Genomic DNA, 14703 nt, shown 5'->3' with positions numbered 1-14703 from the left:
CCGCGTCGGCATCGCCGGCTTCGGCGCCATCGGCCAGGCCGTGGCGCAATCCCTGGATGCGGGCCTGCCCGGCCTGACGCTCGCCGCCATCGCGGTGCGCGATCCCAACGCCCCGCCCGCCTTCGCCTGGAAAAACGGCGCGCCCACGTTCACCACCATCGGCGGCCTGGCCGAGCACTGCGACGTGGTGGTGGAATGCGCCCCCGCCGCCGTGTTCCGCGACATCGCCGAACCCGTGCTGCGCGCCGGCAAGAAGATGGTGGTGCTCAGTTCCGGCGCGCTGCTGCGCCACGAAGATCTGATCGGCATCGCGGGCCAGCACGGCGGCCAGATCATTGTGCCGTCGGGCGCCATTCTTGGGCTGGACGCCATCACAGCTGCCGCCGAAGGCGTCATCCACTCCGTCACGATGATTACCCGCAAGCCGGTGCGCGGGCTGCTTGGCGCGCCCTACCTCACCGAGAACAACATCGAGATCGAAGGCATCACCGAGCCGCGCCTGATCTTCCGCGGCTCGCCGCGCGAGGCCGCCGTGGGTTTCCCGGCCAACCTCAACGTGGCCGTCAGCGTGTCGCTGGCAGGCATCGGCCCGGACCGCACCACGCTGGAAATCTGGGCGGATCCCTCGCTCGAACGCAATGTGCATCGCGTGGAGGTCGTGTCGGATTCCGCGTCGTTCTCGGTGGAAATCCAGAACATTCCGTCCGCCAATCCGAAGACCGGACGCATCACCGCGCAAAGCGTGATTGCGGCGTTGCGTAAGCTGACGGGACCGCTGCGCGTGGGAACCTGATTTTCGGTAAAACGCATCAAAGGCCGCAGCTCGCGGCCTTTTTTTCCATCTTTGTCTGGATCGGTGTCAGACACCCTTGCGGCGCTTTGGCTGATTGGCGATCACTTCTGGGGGGTGTCAGACACCTCGAGGAGCACCGTTGCAACTTGGCCAGGTGTCTGACACCCGTTGAGATGCTGCGGCAAGCTGACGATCGTCTCCGCAGGGTGTCAGACACCTGCAGAGTGCGCTTGGCGGTCGCTTCTGACGGGTGTCAGACACCTGGCAGCACGTTTCGCGCGCAATCACTTATGCGGCCGCTCTGCGCAGCGCCTCACCGTGGCGCGACGCCGGCATCGGGCCGACCTTCCAGCGGCCCGTTCCATCCAGATCCAGCCGCTGTGTATGGAACGCATCCAGCGTGCTGCGATGGCCGACGCTGACCAGCATGCTGTCCGGCAATGCGTCGCGCAGCAGGCTGTACAGCATGTGCTCCAGCCCTTCGTCCGTGGCCGACGTGGCCTCGTCCAGAAACACCAGCGCCGGCCGGTTGTACAGCACGCGCGCAAACGCGATGCGCTGCTGTTCGCCCAGCGACAGGACGCGCGACCAGTCGTGCACCTCGTCGAGCCGGCTGGCCAGATGCCCCAGGTTGACCTGGCTGAGCGCGTCGGCCAGACGCGCGTCGTCGTCGGGCCGCGCCAGGCCCGGATACGCCACCGCGCCGCGCAGGTCGCCCAGCGGCAGATAGGGCCGCTGCGACAGGAACAACGCGGACTCGCCTTGCGGGCGCCGCACATCGCCGCTGGCATACGGCCACAGGCCAGCCAGCGCGCGCAGCAACGTGGTCTTGCCACTGCCCGACGGCCCCTTGATCAGCAGGGCCTGACCGGGGTGCAGGCTAAGGTTCAGGTTTTCCAGGAGACGCGCGCCGTCCGGGCGCGACACGTTCAGGCCTTCGATCTGCAGGCCGTCCGGCAGGGCTTGCGTCTGCACCTGCGGCAGCGCACGCGCGGCCTCGTTGGCATCCAGGAATCCGTTCAGACGATCCAGCGTGGCACGGTACTGCGCGAACGTGTCGTACGAACTGCGAAAGAACGACAGCGATTCCTGGACCTGCCCGAACGCCTGCGAGGTCTGCATGACATCGCCCAGCTTGATCGCGCCACTGAAGAAACGCGGCGCCTGCAGGATGAACGGAAACACCACCGCGATCTGGCTGACCGACAGGTTGAAGCCGTCGAACTTCAAACCCCGGTAAACGCGCTGCCAGAGATTGGCGATGTAAGACGTGAAGCGGGTCCACAGGGTCGCGCGCTCGACTTCCTCGCCCTGGTAGAACGCGACGTTCTCGGCGTTCTCGCGCAGGCGCACCAGCGCATAACGGAAGTTGGCGGTCAGGCGCTCGGATAGGAAATTCAGCTTGATCAGCGGGCGGCCGATCTTGAAGGCCAGCCATGTGGCGACGATGACGTACAGATACACGACGAACACCATGGCGCGCGGGATTTCAACGCCGCCGAGCGTCAACGGACCCGACAACCCCCACAGGATCGACGTGAAGGCCACCAGCGACACGATCGCGCTCAACGCGCCGATGGCCAGCGTGCGCGAGCCCGTCACGAACTGTGCGATGTCCTGCTCGATCCGTTGGTCGGGGTTGTCGACGGGCTCGGCCAGGAAGTGTCCGCGGTAGTAGGCGCCCGCGCCCAGCCAGTCGCGCGTCAGCCGGTCATTCAGCCAGACGCGCCAATGGATGTCGAAGGCCTGGCCCACATAGCTGTCGGCCAGGCTGCGCACCACATGCACGGTGGCCAGCACGGCGAAGATGCCCAGGAAGTGCCAGAAGACAGCCTGATCCAGCGCCTGCAGGGCGCTGTAGAAGCCGTTGTACCAGAACGAAAACAGCACGGTCATGCGCACCGCGAACATCGCCAGGAACAGCAGCAACGCCAGTGTCAGCATCGGGCGCCAGCTGCGCCGGGGCGTGAGATACGGCCAGGCCAGCCGCCAGAATTTGCGGCCCCAGACGGTGGTGCGGGTCAGTACGAGTGTGACCAGCGCCAGCGCGACGGCGGAAATGCCGAACGCGCGCGCGAGCCACAGGGCGCTTTCCGCGAGTTGCTGCTGCCAATTCAGATCCATGAGCCCGGAACCTCGCAAAGACGTTCCTGGTTAGACGGCGGGATCGGCCGCAGTTCCGGCAAAAACGAGGTTTTAAGCCTCGCTTAAGTCTGTTTGAAGGACGTTGAAGGGCCGTTGAAAGGCGTTCGTCACGTTATTCAGATCTGAGATCCAGATTGGCGAACAGATCCGCCAGCGTCGGCACGCTGCGCGCCGGCCAGATCGCGCTCAAGTCGAAGCTGGGCAGGCGTTCGCCATCGCGCACTTCGCAAAAGCGCACGCCCCGAAATCCCATGGACCGGATCCAACTGGGCAGCAAGGCAACGCCGCAGCCGCCCGCCACGCACGACAGCACCGTCAGCGTGAGGCTTGCCTCCTGATTCACGTGCGCATCGTGTCCGCCCTTGCGCATGGCGTCCAGGATGTCCGCATAAAATGCCGGCAGTTGCGTCTGCGGGTACATCACCAGGCCCGCCTGCGCGATCTGCGCCATCGACACCTGGCCGTCGGCGTCGACCTCGAACTCGTCGGGCACGGCCGCCACCAGCCGGTCGCGCAGCAACTGGCGCTCGCGCATGCGGCCGCCCACGGCGACGGGCGTGTGCATCAGGCCGATGTCGATCTCTCCGGTCTGCAAAGCCTCGGCCTGTTGGGCGTTGCTCATTTCACGCAGGATGATGCGCACGCCGGGCGCTTGCTTGCGCATCTGGCGCAGCGCGCGAGGCAAGGTGTCAAAGAGCGCCGAGGACACCAGCCCGACCGTCAATTGGCCCGCGCTGCCTCGCCCGATTTCCCGCGCGCGGCGGGCCGCCGCGTCAATGCGCGCGACGCTGGCGCGCACGTCTTCCAGGATGGCCTGCGCGGCGGGCGTGGGCGTCGTGCCCTGCCGTGATCGCTCGAACAGCCGCACGCCCAGGTCTTTCTCCATGCGGGTCAACGCCTGGCTCAGCGCCGGTTGCGCAATGCCCAGCCAGTCCGAGGCGCGGCTGACGCTGCCGTGGTCCACCACTGCCAGGAAGTACCGCAGATGCCGGGTTTCCATATCGTTCCAATATATTTAAAGCGCCTTTCCAGAATGGAAAACTATACCCTGACTTCCTAGAATCCCGACTTACAGAACATTACATAAGCGCATTGCCGCTCCCACGAGCGGCAGGCCGAATGAGGAGACTGATTTGTCCTCGCCGATCCCAGGCGCCGCCGTCGACACCCACGCCCACGTGTTCCACCAAGGCCTCGCCTTGGCCAACACGCGCCGCCACACGCCGGACTACGACGCCACGCTGGCCGAGTACCTGCGCCTGCTGGATGCGCACGGCATGAGTCACGGCGTCCTGGTGCAGCCAAGTTTCCTGGGCACGGACAACAGTCACCTTGTGGAGGCGCTGCGCGCCGCCCCCGCCCGCCTGCGCGGCGTGGCCGTCGTGGCGCAAGATGCCACCGAATCCGAACTGCAAGCATTGGCCGACGCCGGCGTGGTGGGCATCCGGCTGAACCTCTTTGGCCTGGACACGCCCGATCTGCGGACGCCCGCATGGCCGACATTGCTTGCCCGCGTCAATGCGTTGGGTTGGCATGTGGAAGTGCACCTGCAGGCCGCACGCCTGGACGGCGTGCTGCCGGCCCTGCTGGCCGCCGGCTGCCGTATCGTGGTCGACCATTTCGGCCGCCCGGAGCCCGCGCTCGGCGTCTCTGACGCCGGTTTCCAGTACCTGCTGCGCCAGGCGGACAGCGGCCGGATCTGGGTCAAGCTGGCCGCGCCGTACCGCAACTGGGCCGCCCCGGCCTGTGCCGCCTCCGGCCGTCTGGCCACCCAGCAACTTCTGGATGCCTACACGCCCGAACGCCTGATGTGGGGCAGCGACTGGCCTCATACCGAACATCGCCACCTGGCGTCCTATACCGCCACGACTAAGTGGCTGGACGCCTGGATCGACGACCCCGCGCAACGGCGCACCGTGCTTGCCGACACGCCGTTGCGGCTATTCCAATTCCAAGGAGACGCTCCATGACCCCTCTGTTCAAACGCCTGGCGCACCGTAGCGCGCTGTTCGCCGCGGCCGGCCTGTTGGCTGGCGCCGCCGGCGCCGCGCACGCCGCCTACCCCGAACGCGCCGTCACGCTGGTCGTGACCTACCCGCCCGGCGGCACCGTGGACGTGGTTGCCCGCCTGATCGGCCCGAAGCTCGCGGCTGAACTCGGCCAGCCCGTCGTCATCGAAAACCGCGGCGGCGCCGGCGGCATGATCGGCGGCGCGGTCGTCGCCAAGGCCAAGCCCGACGGCTACACGCTGATGCTGGACGCCTCCAACCACGCGCAGAACCCCGCGCTGCACAGCAAGATGCAGTTCGACACGCTGTCGGCCTTCGCGCCCGTGTCGCTGCTGCTGCGCGTGCCCAACGTGCTGGTCGTGACGCCCACGTACGAAGTGAAGTCGGTCGGCGACCTGATCAAGCTCGGCCAACCCGATGCCAAGGAGCCCGTGTACTTCGCGTCGGCCGGTCCCGGTTCCGCCCAGCACCTGGCGGGCGAGTTGTTCAACCTGCTGGCCAAGACGCAGTTGCAGCACGTCGCGTACAAGGGCGGCGGCCCGGCCATGATCGACGTGATGTCGGGCCAGGTCCCGGTCATGTTCGCGAGCATGGGCTCGGCCTGGCAGCACGTGAAGAACGGCAAGCTGCGCGCCGTGGCCGTTGGCGGCCTGGAACGCTCCAAGACCGCCCCCGAACTGCCCACCATCGCCGAGTCGGGCGTGCCGGGCTACGAAACCTACGAATGGAACGCCGTGTTCGCCCCGGCCGGCACGCCGCCCGCCATCGTCGACCAGGTCTCGCAGGCGCTGGCCAAGGTGCTGAAGGATCCCACGATCGCCGAGCAGCTTGCCGGCATCGGCGCCGAGCCCATCGGCTCCACGCCCGCCGAACTGGACACGTTCCGCCGCGCCGAGATCGAGAAGTGGCAGCGCGTCGTGAAGGAAGCAGGATTGAAGCTGGATTGAGTACTGCCGGGCCCAACGGCCCGGACACCGCGTAGCCGGTTTGCGGCGCTCTTCGGGGCGCCGCTTTTTTTTGGCTTGCGCATGGCTGCATTGCGGCCGGCATGCCCGGCCACCGGGCGGCGCTATCATGACGCCTTGACCAGCTTTACCGCAGGAACCCGCAGGATGGACAAGATCCGGCTCGACAAATGGCTATGGGCGGCGCGCTTCTACAAGACGCGCAGCCTGGCTTCGGAAGAAATCGGCAAGGGGCGCGTATTCGTTAACGGACAGCCCGCCAAGCCCGCGCGCGAAGTCGGCGCGGGCGACGTGATCGCGGTCCGCAAGGAAGACCCCGCCGTGCAGGTGCGAGTCGTCGCCGTCAGCGGCGTGCGCGGACCTGCCCCGGTTGCGCGCCAGCTTTACGAAGAGACGCCCGAAAGCGTGGCCGCCCGCGAGCGCGCCGCCGAAATGCGCCGCCTCGCGCCGGAACCGGCGCTGGGCATCGAAGCGGGCCGGCCCACCAAGCGTGACCGGCGCCTCATCGACCAGATGCGGGGCAAATCCTGATGAAGCGCGCCGCAACGGGCGGCCTGGTCTATTCCACCGAAACCGGGCGCATGTGTCCGCAATGCCGTCAGCCGGTCGCGCAATGCCAATGCAAGGCGGCAGCCGGGAAAGCCCCGGCGGGCGACGGCGTCGCGCGGGTCTCGCGCGAAACCAAGGGCCGCGGCGGCAAGAGCGTGACGCTGGTGCGCGGATTGGCGCTGGCGCCCGACGCCTTGAACGCGCTGGGCAAGCAGTTGCGGACCGCGTGCGGTTCGGGCGGCACCGTCAAGGACGGCGTGATCGAGGTGCAGGGCGACCACTGCGACCGCATTCTCGACGCGTTGGCGAAACAGGGTCACCGCGCCAAGCGCGCGGGCGGCTGAACCGAATCAGGTATCAGGACAGAACAATGGAAATTCCCGTGACGGACGTCGCGAGTTGGCATGCCCATGTGTACTTCGACGCGGCAAGCCGCGACACCGCGTTCGCCCTGCGCGAACGGATCGTCGCGACGTTCGACGGCAAGATGGAAATGGGGCGCTTCCATGAGCGCCCCGTGGGTCCGCATCCGCAATGGAGCTACCAGATTGCCTTCGGCCCGGAGCATCTGGCCGAGATCGCCACGTGGCTCACGCTGAACCACGGCGCGCTGGATGTTTTCATGCACCCGAACACCGGCCATTCGCTGCGCGACCACCGCGACTGCGCCGTGTGGATCGGGCGCAGCCATGTGTTGAACCTGGCTGCGCTGGGCGGCTGAAGCCTTACAGCGCCCGGCCCACGATCAGCGAATCGATCGCCATCTGCGCGTCGTCGCTCTTGCCCTCGTATGGCAGGCGGCTCAGCACATAACGCATGGCGTTCAACCGGGCGCGCTTCTTGCAGTCGGACTTGACCACGATCCACGGCGCGTCGGCGGTGTCGGTGTGGGCAAACATGGCTTCCTTGGCGCGCGTGTAGTCGTCCCACTTGTCCAGCGACGCCAGATCCACCGGACTCAGCTTCCATTGCTTGAGCGGATGCACCTTGCGTTGCTGGAAGCGGCTGCGCTGCTCTTCCTGGCTGACCGAGAACCAGAGCTTGATCAGTGTGATGCCGCTGCTGACCAGATGGCGCTCGAAATCGGGCGTCTGGCGCAGAAACGCCAGGTATTCGTCCTGAGAGCAAAAGCCCATCACGCGTTCGACGCCGGCGCGGTTGTACCAGGAGCGATCGAACATGACGATCTCGCCGGCGGTCGGCAGGTGCTGCACGTAGCGCTGGAAGTACCACTGGCCCTTTTCGGTGTCGGACGGCTTTTCCAGCGCCACGACGCGCGCGCCGCGCGGATTCAGGTGTTCCATCATGCGCTTGATCGTGCCGCCCTTGCCCGCCGCGTCGCGCCCTTCGAACAGGATCACGACGCGCTGGCCGGTGGCCTTGACCCACGCCTGCAGCTTCAGCAGTTCGACCTGCAGCTTGTATTTCTGTTTTTCGTAATTGCGCCGCAGCATGCGATGGCGATACGGATAGACGCCTTCGCGCCAATCTCCGGCCAGTTCTTCGTCGGGATTGCGGCGCGCGCCCGGCGTCTGCCGGTTGGCGTCCAGCAGCGCGCGGTGCACGGCCTGCGCATCGTCCGGGGACAGCGCATCGATGACGGTGCGCAGCGCCTCGTGCGCCTCGCCCGGTCCGCCGACCTGGTAGCGGCTGGCGATATCGGCCAGCACGGCCGCGGTCTCCTGACGCGCCGCATCCTGCCGCGCCGCGACGCGCTTGCGCAATTCAAGGGCCGGCTCAACGGCGGGGCTGATGCCCGCCCCTGCAACCCCGGCCAGTGTCGCTTCCCCCTTGGCGGCACGCGTGGCGGGCGCGCGGCGGGTGCTTGCCGTGCGCTTGGCGGCGCCCTGGGCGCTGGCGGGGCGCTTGGCGGGCGCCGCCGGGGCGTCTTGATCGGGGGCTGGCGATGTCTTGTCGGTCACTGGTCCTGTCCTTGCGAAGCAAAAATCAAACCCTAACTTGCGCCACGACGCGCGGGATTGATAGGGATCAACGGTTGTAACATTTTTTCACGAACCCGGCCCCATTACACTGCATGTTCTTCATCCACTTCGTTCGCGACACCATGTGGTCACGCATCAAGCGATGGTTTGCCGGTCCGCCGGCGGCCGAAGATCCCCTGCGGGAAATCGTGCGCTTCGACGACGCCGGTCTGACGCGGACGGGCGAGCTGGCGCGCGCGATGGGCCTGCAGCAGTTCTGGCCCTGGCACGACGTTCATGAATTCGGGTTTGCGTTCACGCAGGCGATCTATCCGGACCCCTGGTTTGGCGACTACATGGAAAGCCTGTGGTTCGTGCGCGTAGCCAACGAAGACGGGGCGCTGATGCGGATGGAGTTCGACGAGCGCGTGCTGGACATCGACGACTTGCCCCCCGCCCTGCTTCGCCACATGCCGGGACTGGACATGGACACGCTGCGGGCGGGCCGGGCGACCGCCGCGCGCGGCCTGCGCCATTACGAGGGCGAAGGCGAATGGGTGGCATGGCGGCGCGATGGGGTCACGCCACCCGCCACGCCGCCGGCTACACCGCCTACACCCGATCCAGACCCTGCTTGAGATCCGCCAGAATATCCTCCGGCGTTTCCAGCCCGACCGACAGCCGCAGCAAGCCTTCCGACAGCCCATAGCGTTCGCGGTCCTCGGCCGAGTAGCTGGCATGCGTCATCGACGCCGGATGCTGGATCAGCGTCTCGGGATCGCCCAGGCTGACCGCGATGCGCGCCAGCTTCAGGCTGTTCAAGAGCGTCCTGCCGGCCGCAAGCCCGCCCTTCAGTTCGAAAGCCACCAGCCCGCCGCCCGCCGCCTGCTGGCGTTGCGCAATGTCGGCGCCTGCCGTGCCGGCCAGCCCGGGATAGAACACATCGGCCACCGCCGGATGCTCGCGCAGCAGCTTGGCCACCTTCAGCGCGGACTCGCTGTGGCGCTGCACGCGCAGTTCCAGCGTCTTGATCCCGCGCAGCACCAGAAAGGCCGTGAAGGGCGACAGCGTCGCGCCCGTGAAATAGCGCAGTCCTTGCAGCCGGATGGCGTCGATGTGCTGCTTGCAGCCCACCACCGCGCCCGCCAGCAGGTCGCCGTGCCCGCCGAGGTATTTGGTGGCCGAATGCAGCACGATGTCCGCGCCGTGCTCCAGCGGACGCTGCAGCACCGGCGTGGCGAAGGTGTTGTCGACGATGGTCAGCAGCCCCTTGCCGCGCGCAATGGCCGAAATGGCCGCAATGTCCACCAGGCGCAGGTTCGGATTGGCGGGCGTCTCGAAGTACACCGCACGCGTCTTCGGGCCTATGGCGGCGGCCACGGACTGCGGCTGGGTGAAATCCGCGAACACGGCGCGCACGCCGAATCGGGACAGCCCCTGCGTGAACAGCGTGAAGGCCGTGCCGTAGACGATCTGGTCGACCACGATCTCGTCCCCGCTTTGCAGCAGCGAGAACAGGGTGGCCGAAATGGCCGCCATGCCCGAGGCCGTCACCACGCCGGCCTCGGCGCCTTCCAGCGACGCCAGCCGCTCTTCCAGCAGCGCCTGCGTCGGATTGCGCGTCCGGCCGTAGACATAGCCTTGGGCTTCGCCGAGCCGGATCCGGTCAAAGGCCTCGATGCTGTCCTGCGTGTAGGTCGACGTCAGGTACAGCGGCGGCGACAGCGCGCCCTGTTCTTCCAAGGGGTCATAGCCCAGGTGGATGGCGCGGGTCGCAAAGCCCTGCTGCGCGTGGTCGGTCATGGTGTTCACTCCTGTCATGGGTGGGTGCAGGGGCGCATCGCGCCTGCCTGGAAATCGGAAACTGCCGCCGGCCCGCGGCATTGACGGGGCCGAAGCGAGTCTTTACAGTCAAACGCCGTATCCCCGTTTTCGTGCGCGACATGAACGACCCGCAAGCGCCCGCCATGGCCGCCGGCTCGGCGGTTCCCCCCGCGACACCGCCCCAACCCGGCTGGCTGCTCAAGGCCGCCACCTGTCTGGTCTATTCCGCGATGCTGGCGTGGGCCGTCTACAGCAGCCGGCCCGCCACCATGCTGGATGTCGCCAAGCTGGCGTTCGGCGGCGCCATTCTTCTGGGCCTCGTGCTGTTTGTCGTCCTGGGCGTCTTTTCGATCTGGACCCGCTTTCGCACGCCACGCAACCGCTTGCGCATCATGCTGGGCGCGGGGGTGTGCCTGCTGGCCGCCGTGGCCGGGCCGCTTGCCGAGCGCAACCACGACAACCGCCAGCGCGAGATCGCCAACACCGAAATCCGCAAGGCCATCGACGCGCTGCGCCTGCAGGCGGGCGGCGGCAGCGGCGCGCCCGAAGACGTGCCTGCCATCGACCCCTCGCCCAAGGCCTCCGGCCCGTACGGCGAAATGGAACGGGCCATGAAGACCATCGCGGGCGAACGGCTGGCGCAGCATCGCGCCTACCTGCAGGAACTCAAGGAAATCGGCCTGCCCAAGCTGTTCGACGCCCGGCGGCTGGCGCGCGACTCCGGCCTGATCGAAAGCCGCCTGATCCTGGAACAGGCCGAAAAACTCGTGCCGGGGTACCGCGAACAAAGCATGGAAGTGTTGAACGGCATGCCGGCGCTGGTGCGCTCGCTGACCATTTCCGAGCCGGAAAAGGACAAGATCCTGAGGGCGCTGCAGGACTCGCGGGCGGCCAGCACCGAAAAGCTGACTCGCGTCTGGGACCTGGAAACGCAGATCCTGCATGAGTTCGGAATGATGATCACGCTGCTCGATGACAACCGGCAGTTCTGGTACGCGGACCGCGACGAGCTGATGTTCGGCCGCGACGCCGACCTGGCGCGCTTTCATCAACATCAGGACGCCGTCAACCGGCTGGCCGGCGAGCAGGAGCGGCTGGCCACGCAATCGCTGGCGGCCATGCCGCAGGCGCCATTGCGCTGATCCTGCAAGTGCCTGGCGTGCGGCTCGCATCGTTCACCGCTTATGGTCGGCGCGGCGCGACAGCCACTCGCCGGTGAACTGCACGATCGACACCAGCGCGATCAGGATGACGATCACCTCGAACATCACCCGGGTCTCGTAGCGCTCGTAGCCGTAGCGGATCGCCAGGTCGCCCAGGCCGCCCGCCCCCACCGCGCCGGCCATCGCCGACGCGTTGATCATGGCGATGACGCTGACCGTCATGCCGCCGATGATGCCAGGCAAGGCCTCGGGCAGCAGCACGTGGCGCACGATGTGCCAGCGCCGGCAGCCCATGGCGCGCGCCGCTTCGATCAGACCGTGGTCCACGTCGTTCAGGCTGACCTGCGCAATGCGCGCAAAGAACGGAATCAGATTGGCCGACAGCGGCACGATGGCCGCCCAGGTGCCCAGCGTCGTGCCCACCAGGAAGCGCGTGAACGGCAGCATCGCGACCAGCAGGATGATGAACGGGATGGCGCGAAACGTGTTCACCGTAATCGACAGCGCCTTGTTGAAACGCGGGCGCGGGTAGAGATTGCCCGGCGCGGTGATGGTCAGCACCACGGCCAGCGCCAAGCCGGTCGCGATGGCGATGGCGGCGGAAATGCTCACCATCGTCAGGGTCTGCAGAAACGCCTGCAGGTACTTGTCAAGCATCGGTAGCGACATAGCCCAGCACCTTGATCTGATCGGCCACCAGCGCGGCGCGCGCGGCCTCTTCCTGTAGCGCATGCGCGGGCACCGACACGAGCAGACTGCCCTGCGCATGGCCGCGCAGACGGTCCAGCCCGCCATGCAGCAACGTGGCCCCCGGTCCCATCGCGGCCAGCGCCTGCAACGAAACACCGTCCGGACGGCCCTGGCCGGTGAAGCGCAGACGCAGCACCGCCACGCCCGGACGCCCTTGCAAATCCGGCACCAGGCGGGCCGCCAGGTCCGCGGGCAGGTCGTGCTGCAACGGCCGCAGCAGCGCGCGCGTGGCGTCGGCCTGGGGGTTGCCGAACACGCGCCAGACTTCGCCCAGTTCGACGTTGCGGCCGCCGTCCAGCACCAGCACGTTGTGGCAGACCTCGCGGATCACGGCCATGTCGTGCGTGATCAGCACGACGGTCAGGCCCAGCTTGCGGTTGATGTCCAGCAGCAGGCCCAGGATGGATTGCGTGGTCTCGGGATCCAGCGCGGATGTCGCCTCGTCGCACAGCAGGATCTCGGGTTCGTGGACCAGCGCGCGCGCAATGCCCACGCGCTGCTTCTGACCGCCGGACAGTTTTGACGGATACACGTCGGCCTTGTCCCGCAAACCCACCATCTCGAGCAGCGCTTCCACCCGCGCCCGCGCGGCGGCGGGCTTCACACCGGCGACCCGCAGGGGCAGCGCGACGTTCTCGGCCACCGTCTTGGCGGACAGCAGGTTGAAGTGCTGGAAGATCATGCCGATCCGGCGGCGCAGGCCGACGAGCGCATCTTCGTCCAGGCTGCCCACGTCCACGCCGTCCACAAGCACACGGCCGGCGCTGGGACGTTCCAGCATGTTGATCGAGCGCAGCAGCGTGGACTTGCCCGCGCCGCTGCGGCCGATGATGCCGAACACCTCGCCGCGCGCAATCGAAAACGACACGTCCGACAGCGCCGCGACGGGGCCTGCGGAGCCCTGGTATTGCTTCTGCAGGCCCTCGAACACGATGTGCGCATCGCGCGCCGGCGATTGCGCCGCGCCGGCGGCGTCCTCGGGCAGGGAAAGTTCGCGTTGCATCGTTTGCCTAGAAGACCGGAATCACCGAGCCTTCGAACTTGGTCAGGATGAACTGGCGCACTTCTTCGGAGTGGTAGGCCTTGACCAGCGCGGGCACCCACGGCGCGTCCTTGTCCTTCTCGCGCACGACGATGATGTTCACGTACGGATTGTTTTCTTTCTTCTCGACCGCGATGCCGTCGCGCGTGGCGATCAGCCCGGCCTGGTACGCAAAGCTGTTGACGATGGCGGCGGTGTCCACGTCGGGCAGCGAGCGCGCCAGCACGACCGATGCGCTTTCCACGAAATTGAGCTTCTTGGGATTGGACGTCACGTCGGCCAGCGTGGCGGTGCCGGTAGCGGGATCAAAGCCGTCTTTCAGCGTGATCAGGCCCTGGTCCCGCAGGATGACCAGCGCGCGCGTCTGGTTGCTGGGGTCGTTGGGAATGCCGACCTTCGCGCCATCCGGCAATTCCTTGAGCGACTTGTACTTCTTGGAATAGAACGCGATGGGCGAGATCAGCGTATTGGCGACCGGCACCAGCTTGTAGCCGCGCTGCTTGATCTGGTCGTTCAGAAAGGGAATGTGCTGGAAGGCATTGGCCTCCAGGTCACCGTTGTTCAGCGCCTCGTTCGGGCTGGCGGTGCCGGTGATGACGACGGGCTCGACGGCCAGGCCGTTCTTCTTGGCCACCTGCGTCACGACTTCCCAGATCTGCTCGTCGACGCCGCCACGCACGCCCACCTTGAGCGGCTTCGGATCTGCCGAGAACGCCGGGCCATGGAACATGGCGGCCGAGGCCAGCACGGCGCCCAACAGGCGCTTGAACAGCGGCGTCCATGCCATGCGCGATTGCCGCGCGTCTTGGGAAACGCCTGCATCCGCGGAAGCCCCGGCGGCAAGAATACGGATAGTCATGATGGAATCGCCTCTAAGTCAACGCAGTTATGAGAGAGACGATTCTAGGGACGGGGCTTATGCGCGCGAACGAATAGTTGGTTGAGTCGTTATTACGGGGTTTTTTGGATATGGCGCGCGGGCATATGGCGCGCCGTGAAGGCGCCGGACGCGCGGTCCGGCCGGGGCTTTCAGAACGGCTTGACCACGACCAGCGTCACGATGGCTGCCGCGGCCAGCACGACAAACGGCGCCTGCAGATCGATCAGGGGCGGCCGCTTGCCGCTGCCGCCGGCCATGCGCCGCAGCGACGCGCTCTGCATGCCAAGCAACGCGGACAGGCTCAGCGCGAAGGCCAGCTTGATCCAGATCCAGTTCATCGCGAACCACCCGAACGTCATGGCCAGATGCAGGCCGATGAGCCAGGTGATGACCATGGCGGGCGTGGTGACGAAGAGCGTCCAGCGGCGCAGCGCATGGAGCATCTTGCGTTCCTTCGGCGCGTCTTCGCCTTCGTGCGGCTGCGACGTAAGAAGAAACAGGGCAACGAAGAGCGAGCCGCACAGCCACGCCACCGCGGCCGCGACGTGGGCCATTTTCAGGAGTTGGTATGTCATGGGCGGCATTATCGCCGCTCGCTGGAAGACGCGAGCGGCGCGTGTGCGCAGGCAGTTTGCGCTACGGCAAACTGGGCGGCGGTCGA

The 14703-nt window shown here is 66.9% G+C and carries 16 protein-coding genes; 8 read left to right on the top strand and 8 right to left on the bottom strand.

Annotation, left to right across the window (positions count from 1 at the left end; all coding sequences use genetic code 11):
* A partial coding sequence (locus RT697_RS18805) for an aspartate dehydrogenase (protein ID WP_313700951.1) occupies nucleotides 1-793 on the top strand: 793 nt, incomplete at its 5' end.
* Between the two features lie 288 nt (nucleotides 794-1081).
* Here the strand turns inward: RT697_RS18805 and RT697_RS18800 are convergent.
* The gene (locus tag RT697_RS18800) at nucleotides 1082-2917 is read right to left on the bottom strand and encodes an ABC transporter ATP-binding protein/permease (protein ID WP_313700949.1); all 1836 of its coding nucleotides are present in this window, start codon (nucleotides 2915-2917) and stop codon (nucleotides 1082-1084) included.
* 133 nt (nucleotides 2918-3050) lie between these two features.
* Nucleotides 3051-3938, bottom strand: coding sequence for a LysR family transcriptional regulator (locus RT697_RS18795; RefSeq protein ID WP_313700947.1), 888 nt, complete (start codon nucleotides 3936-3938; stop codon nucleotides 3051-3053).
* Nucleotides 3939-4071: 133 nt separating this feature from the next.
* On the opposite strand from RT697_RS18795, the gene RT697_RS18790 reads away from it, so the two are divergent.
* The 5 genes from RT697_RS18790 (at nucleotide 4072) to RT697_RS18770 (ending at nucleotide 7182) form a co-directional block, all read left to right on the top strand.
* Complete coding sequence (locus RT697_RS18790; protein ID WP_313700945.1) at nucleotides 4072-4908, top strand: amidohydrolase family protein; 837 nt, start codon at nucleotides 4072-4074, stop codon at nucleotides 4906-4908.
* On the top strand, nucleotides 4905-5894 hold the full coding sequence (locus RT697_RS18785; RefSeq protein WP_313700943.1) for a tripartite tricarboxylate transporter substrate binding protein: 990 nt from the start codon (nucleotides 4905-4907) through the stop codon (nucleotides 5892-5894). The genes RT697_RS18790 and RT697_RS18785 overlap by 4 nt, the downstream gene beginning before the upstream one ends.
* Nucleotides 5895-6059: 165 nt before the next feature.
* Complete coding sequence (locus RT697_RS18780) at nucleotides 6060-6443, top strand: RNA-binding S4 domain-containing protein (RefSeq protein ID WP_312428793.1); 384 nt, start codon at nucleotides 6060-6062, stop codon at nucleotides 6441-6443.
* Nucleotides 6443-6805 (top strand): translation initiation factor Sui1, encoded by a 363-nt coding sequence (locus RT697_RS18775; RefSeq protein WP_313700941.1) that lies wholly within the window; start codon nucleotides 6443-6445, stop codon nucleotides 6803-6805. The genes RT697_RS18780 and RT697_RS18775 overlap by 1 nt, the downstream gene beginning before the upstream one ends.
* Nucleotides 6806-6831: 26 nt before the next feature.
* A complete protein-coding gene (locus RT697_RS18770; RefSeq protein WP_313700939.1) occupies nucleotides 6832-7182 on the top strand; it encodes a DOPA 4,5-dioxygenase family protein in 351 nt (116 codons plus the stop codon).
* Nucleotides 7183-7186: 4 nt separating this feature from the next.
* On the opposite strand, the gene ppk2 is transcribed toward RT697_RS18770, so the two are convergent.
* Nucleotides 7187-8383: a polyphosphate kinase 2 gene (gene ppk2, locus RT697_RS18765; RefSeq protein ID WP_313700938.1), complete on the bottom strand. Its 1197-nt coding sequence runs from the start codon at nucleotides 8381-8383 to the stop codon at nucleotides 7187-7189.
* 113 nt (nucleotides 8384-8496) lie between these two features.
* Here ppk2 and RT697_RS18760 point away from each other — a divergent pair, with 113 nt between their 5' ends.
* On the top strand, nucleotides 8497-9021 hold the full coding sequence (locus tag RT697_RS18760) for a hypothetical protein (RefSeq protein WP_313700936.1): 525 nt from the start codon (nucleotides 8497-8499) through the stop codon (nucleotides 9019-9021).
* On the opposite strand, the gene RT697_RS18755 is transcribed toward RT697_RS18760, so the two are convergent.
* Nucleotides 8996-10186 carry an aminotransferase class I/II-fold pyridoxal phosphate-dependent enzyme gene (locus tag RT697_RS18755; protein ID WP_313700935.1) on the bottom strand — a complete coding sequence of 397 codons (1191 nt, stop codon included), beginning with the start codon at nucleotides 10184-10186 and terminating at the stop codon, nucleotides 8996-8998. The two genes, RT697_RS18760 and RT697_RS18755, sit on opposite strands and share 26 nt — an antisense overlap.
* A 140-nt stretch (nucleotides 10187-10326) precedes the next feature.
* On the opposite strand from RT697_RS18755, the gene RT697_RS18750 reads away from it, so the two are divergent.
* Nucleotides 10327-11349 carry a hypothetical protein gene (locus RT697_RS18750; protein ID WP_313700933.1) on the top strand — a complete coding sequence of 341 codons (1023 nt, stop codon included), beginning with the start codon at nucleotides 10327-10329 and terminating at the stop codon, nucleotides 11347-11349.
* Nucleotides 11350-11382: 33 nt separating this feature from the next.
* Here RT697_RS18750 and RT697_RS18745 read toward each other — a convergent pair whose 3' ends face one another.
* The 4 genes from RT697_RS18745 to RT697_RS18730 all read right to left on the bottom strand — a co-directional run bounded on the left by RT697_RS18745 (nucleotide 11383) and on the right by RT697_RS18730 (nucleotide 14617).
* On the bottom strand, nucleotides 11383-12039 hold the full coding sequence (locus RT697_RS18745; RefSeq protein WP_313700932.1) for a methionine ABC transporter permease: 657 nt from the start codon (nucleotides 12037-12039) through the stop codon (nucleotides 11383-11385).
* Entirely contained in the window at nucleotides 12020-13123 is a 1104-nt protein-coding gene (locus RT697_RS18740; RefSeq protein WP_313700931.1) for a methionine ABC transporter ATP-binding protein, read from the bottom strand. Before RT697_RS18740 ends, RT697_RS18745 begins: the two co-directional genes overlap by 20 nt.
* A gap of 7 nt (nucleotides 13124-13130) precedes the next feature.
* Complete coding sequence (locus tag RT697_RS18735) at nucleotides 13131-13892, bottom strand: MetQ/NlpA family ABC transporter substrate-binding protein (protein ID WP_234015914.1); 762 nt, start codon at nucleotides 13890-13892, stop codon at nucleotides 13131-13133.
* A gap of 299 nt (nucleotides 13893-14191) precedes the next feature.
* Nucleotides 14192-14617: a CopD family protein gene (locus tag RT697_RS18730; protein ID WP_312428811.1), complete on the bottom strand. Its 426-nt coding sequence runs from the start codon at nucleotides 14615-14617 to the stop codon at nucleotides 14192-14194.
* Nucleotides 14618-14703 lie beyond the last annotated feature (86 nt).

The sequence above is a fragment of the Achromobacter sp. genome (assembly GCF_032113835.1).
Lineage (GTDB): Bacteria > Pseudomonadota > Gammaproteobacteria > Burkholderiales > Burkholderiaceae_B > Achromobacter.
Note: the sequence above shows the minus strand (reverse complement) of the source record. Positions and strands in the feature narration are given on the sequence as shown.

What these genes read in the sequence shown, in the direction of transcription:
- RT697_RS18770 (WP_313700939.1), top strand. Translation starts at nt 6,832, where the DNA reads ATGGAAATTCCCGTGACGGACGTCGCGAGTTGGCATGCCCATGTGTAC.
- RT697_RS18795 (WP_313700947.1), bottom strand. Translation starts at nt 3,938, where the DNA reads ATGGAAACCCGGCATCTGCGGTACTTCCTGGCAGTGGTGGACCACGGC.
- RT697_RS18800 (WP_313700949.1), bottom strand. Translation starts at nt 2,917, where the DNA reads ATGGATCTGAATTGGCAGCAGCAACTCGCGGAAAGCGCCCTGTGGCTC.
- RT697_RS18785 (WP_313700943.1), top strand. Translation starts at nt 4,905, where the DNA reads ATGACCCCTCTGTTCAAACGCCTGGCGCACCGTAGCGCGCTGTTCGCC.
- RT697_RS18760 (WP_313700936.1), top strand. Translation starts at nt 8,497, where the DNA reads ATGTTCTTCATCCACTTCGTTCGCGACACCATGTGGTCACGCATCAAG.
- RT697_RS18780 (WP_312428793.1), top strand. Translation starts at nt 6,060, where the DNA reads ATGGACAAGATCCGGCTCGACAAATGGCTATGGGCGGCGCGCTTCTAC.
- RT697_RS18755 (WP_313700935.1), bottom strand. Translation starts at nt 10,186, where the DNA reads ATGACCGACCACGCGCAGCAGGGCTTTGCGACCCGCGCCATCCACCTG.
- RT697_RS18775 (WP_313700941.1), top strand. Translation starts at nt 6,443, where the DNA reads ATGAAGCGCGCCGCAACGGGCGGCCTGGTCTATTCCACCGAAACCGGG.
- RT697_RS18735 (WP_234015914.1), bottom strand. Translation starts at nt 13,892, where the DNA reads ATGTTCCATGGCCCGGCGTTCTCGGCAGATCCGAAGCCGCTCAAGGTG.
- RT697_RS18750 (WP_313700933.1), top strand. Translation starts at nt 10,327, where the DNA reads ATGAACGACCCGCAAGCGCCCGCCATGGCCGCCGGCTCGGCGGTTCCC.
- RT697_RS18740 (WP_313700931.1), bottom strand. Translation starts at nt 13,123, where the DNA reads ATGCAACGCGAACTTTCCCTGCCCGAGGACGCCGCCGGCGCGGCGCAA.
- RT697_RS18730 (WP_312428811.1), bottom strand. Translation starts at nt 14,617, where the DNA reads ATGACATACCAACTCCTGAAAATGGCCCACGTCGCGGCCGCGGTGGCG.
- RT697_RS18745 (WP_313700932.1), bottom strand. Translation starts at nt 12,039, where the DNA reads ATGTCGCTACCGATGCTTGACAAGTACCTGCAGGCGTTTCTGCAGACC.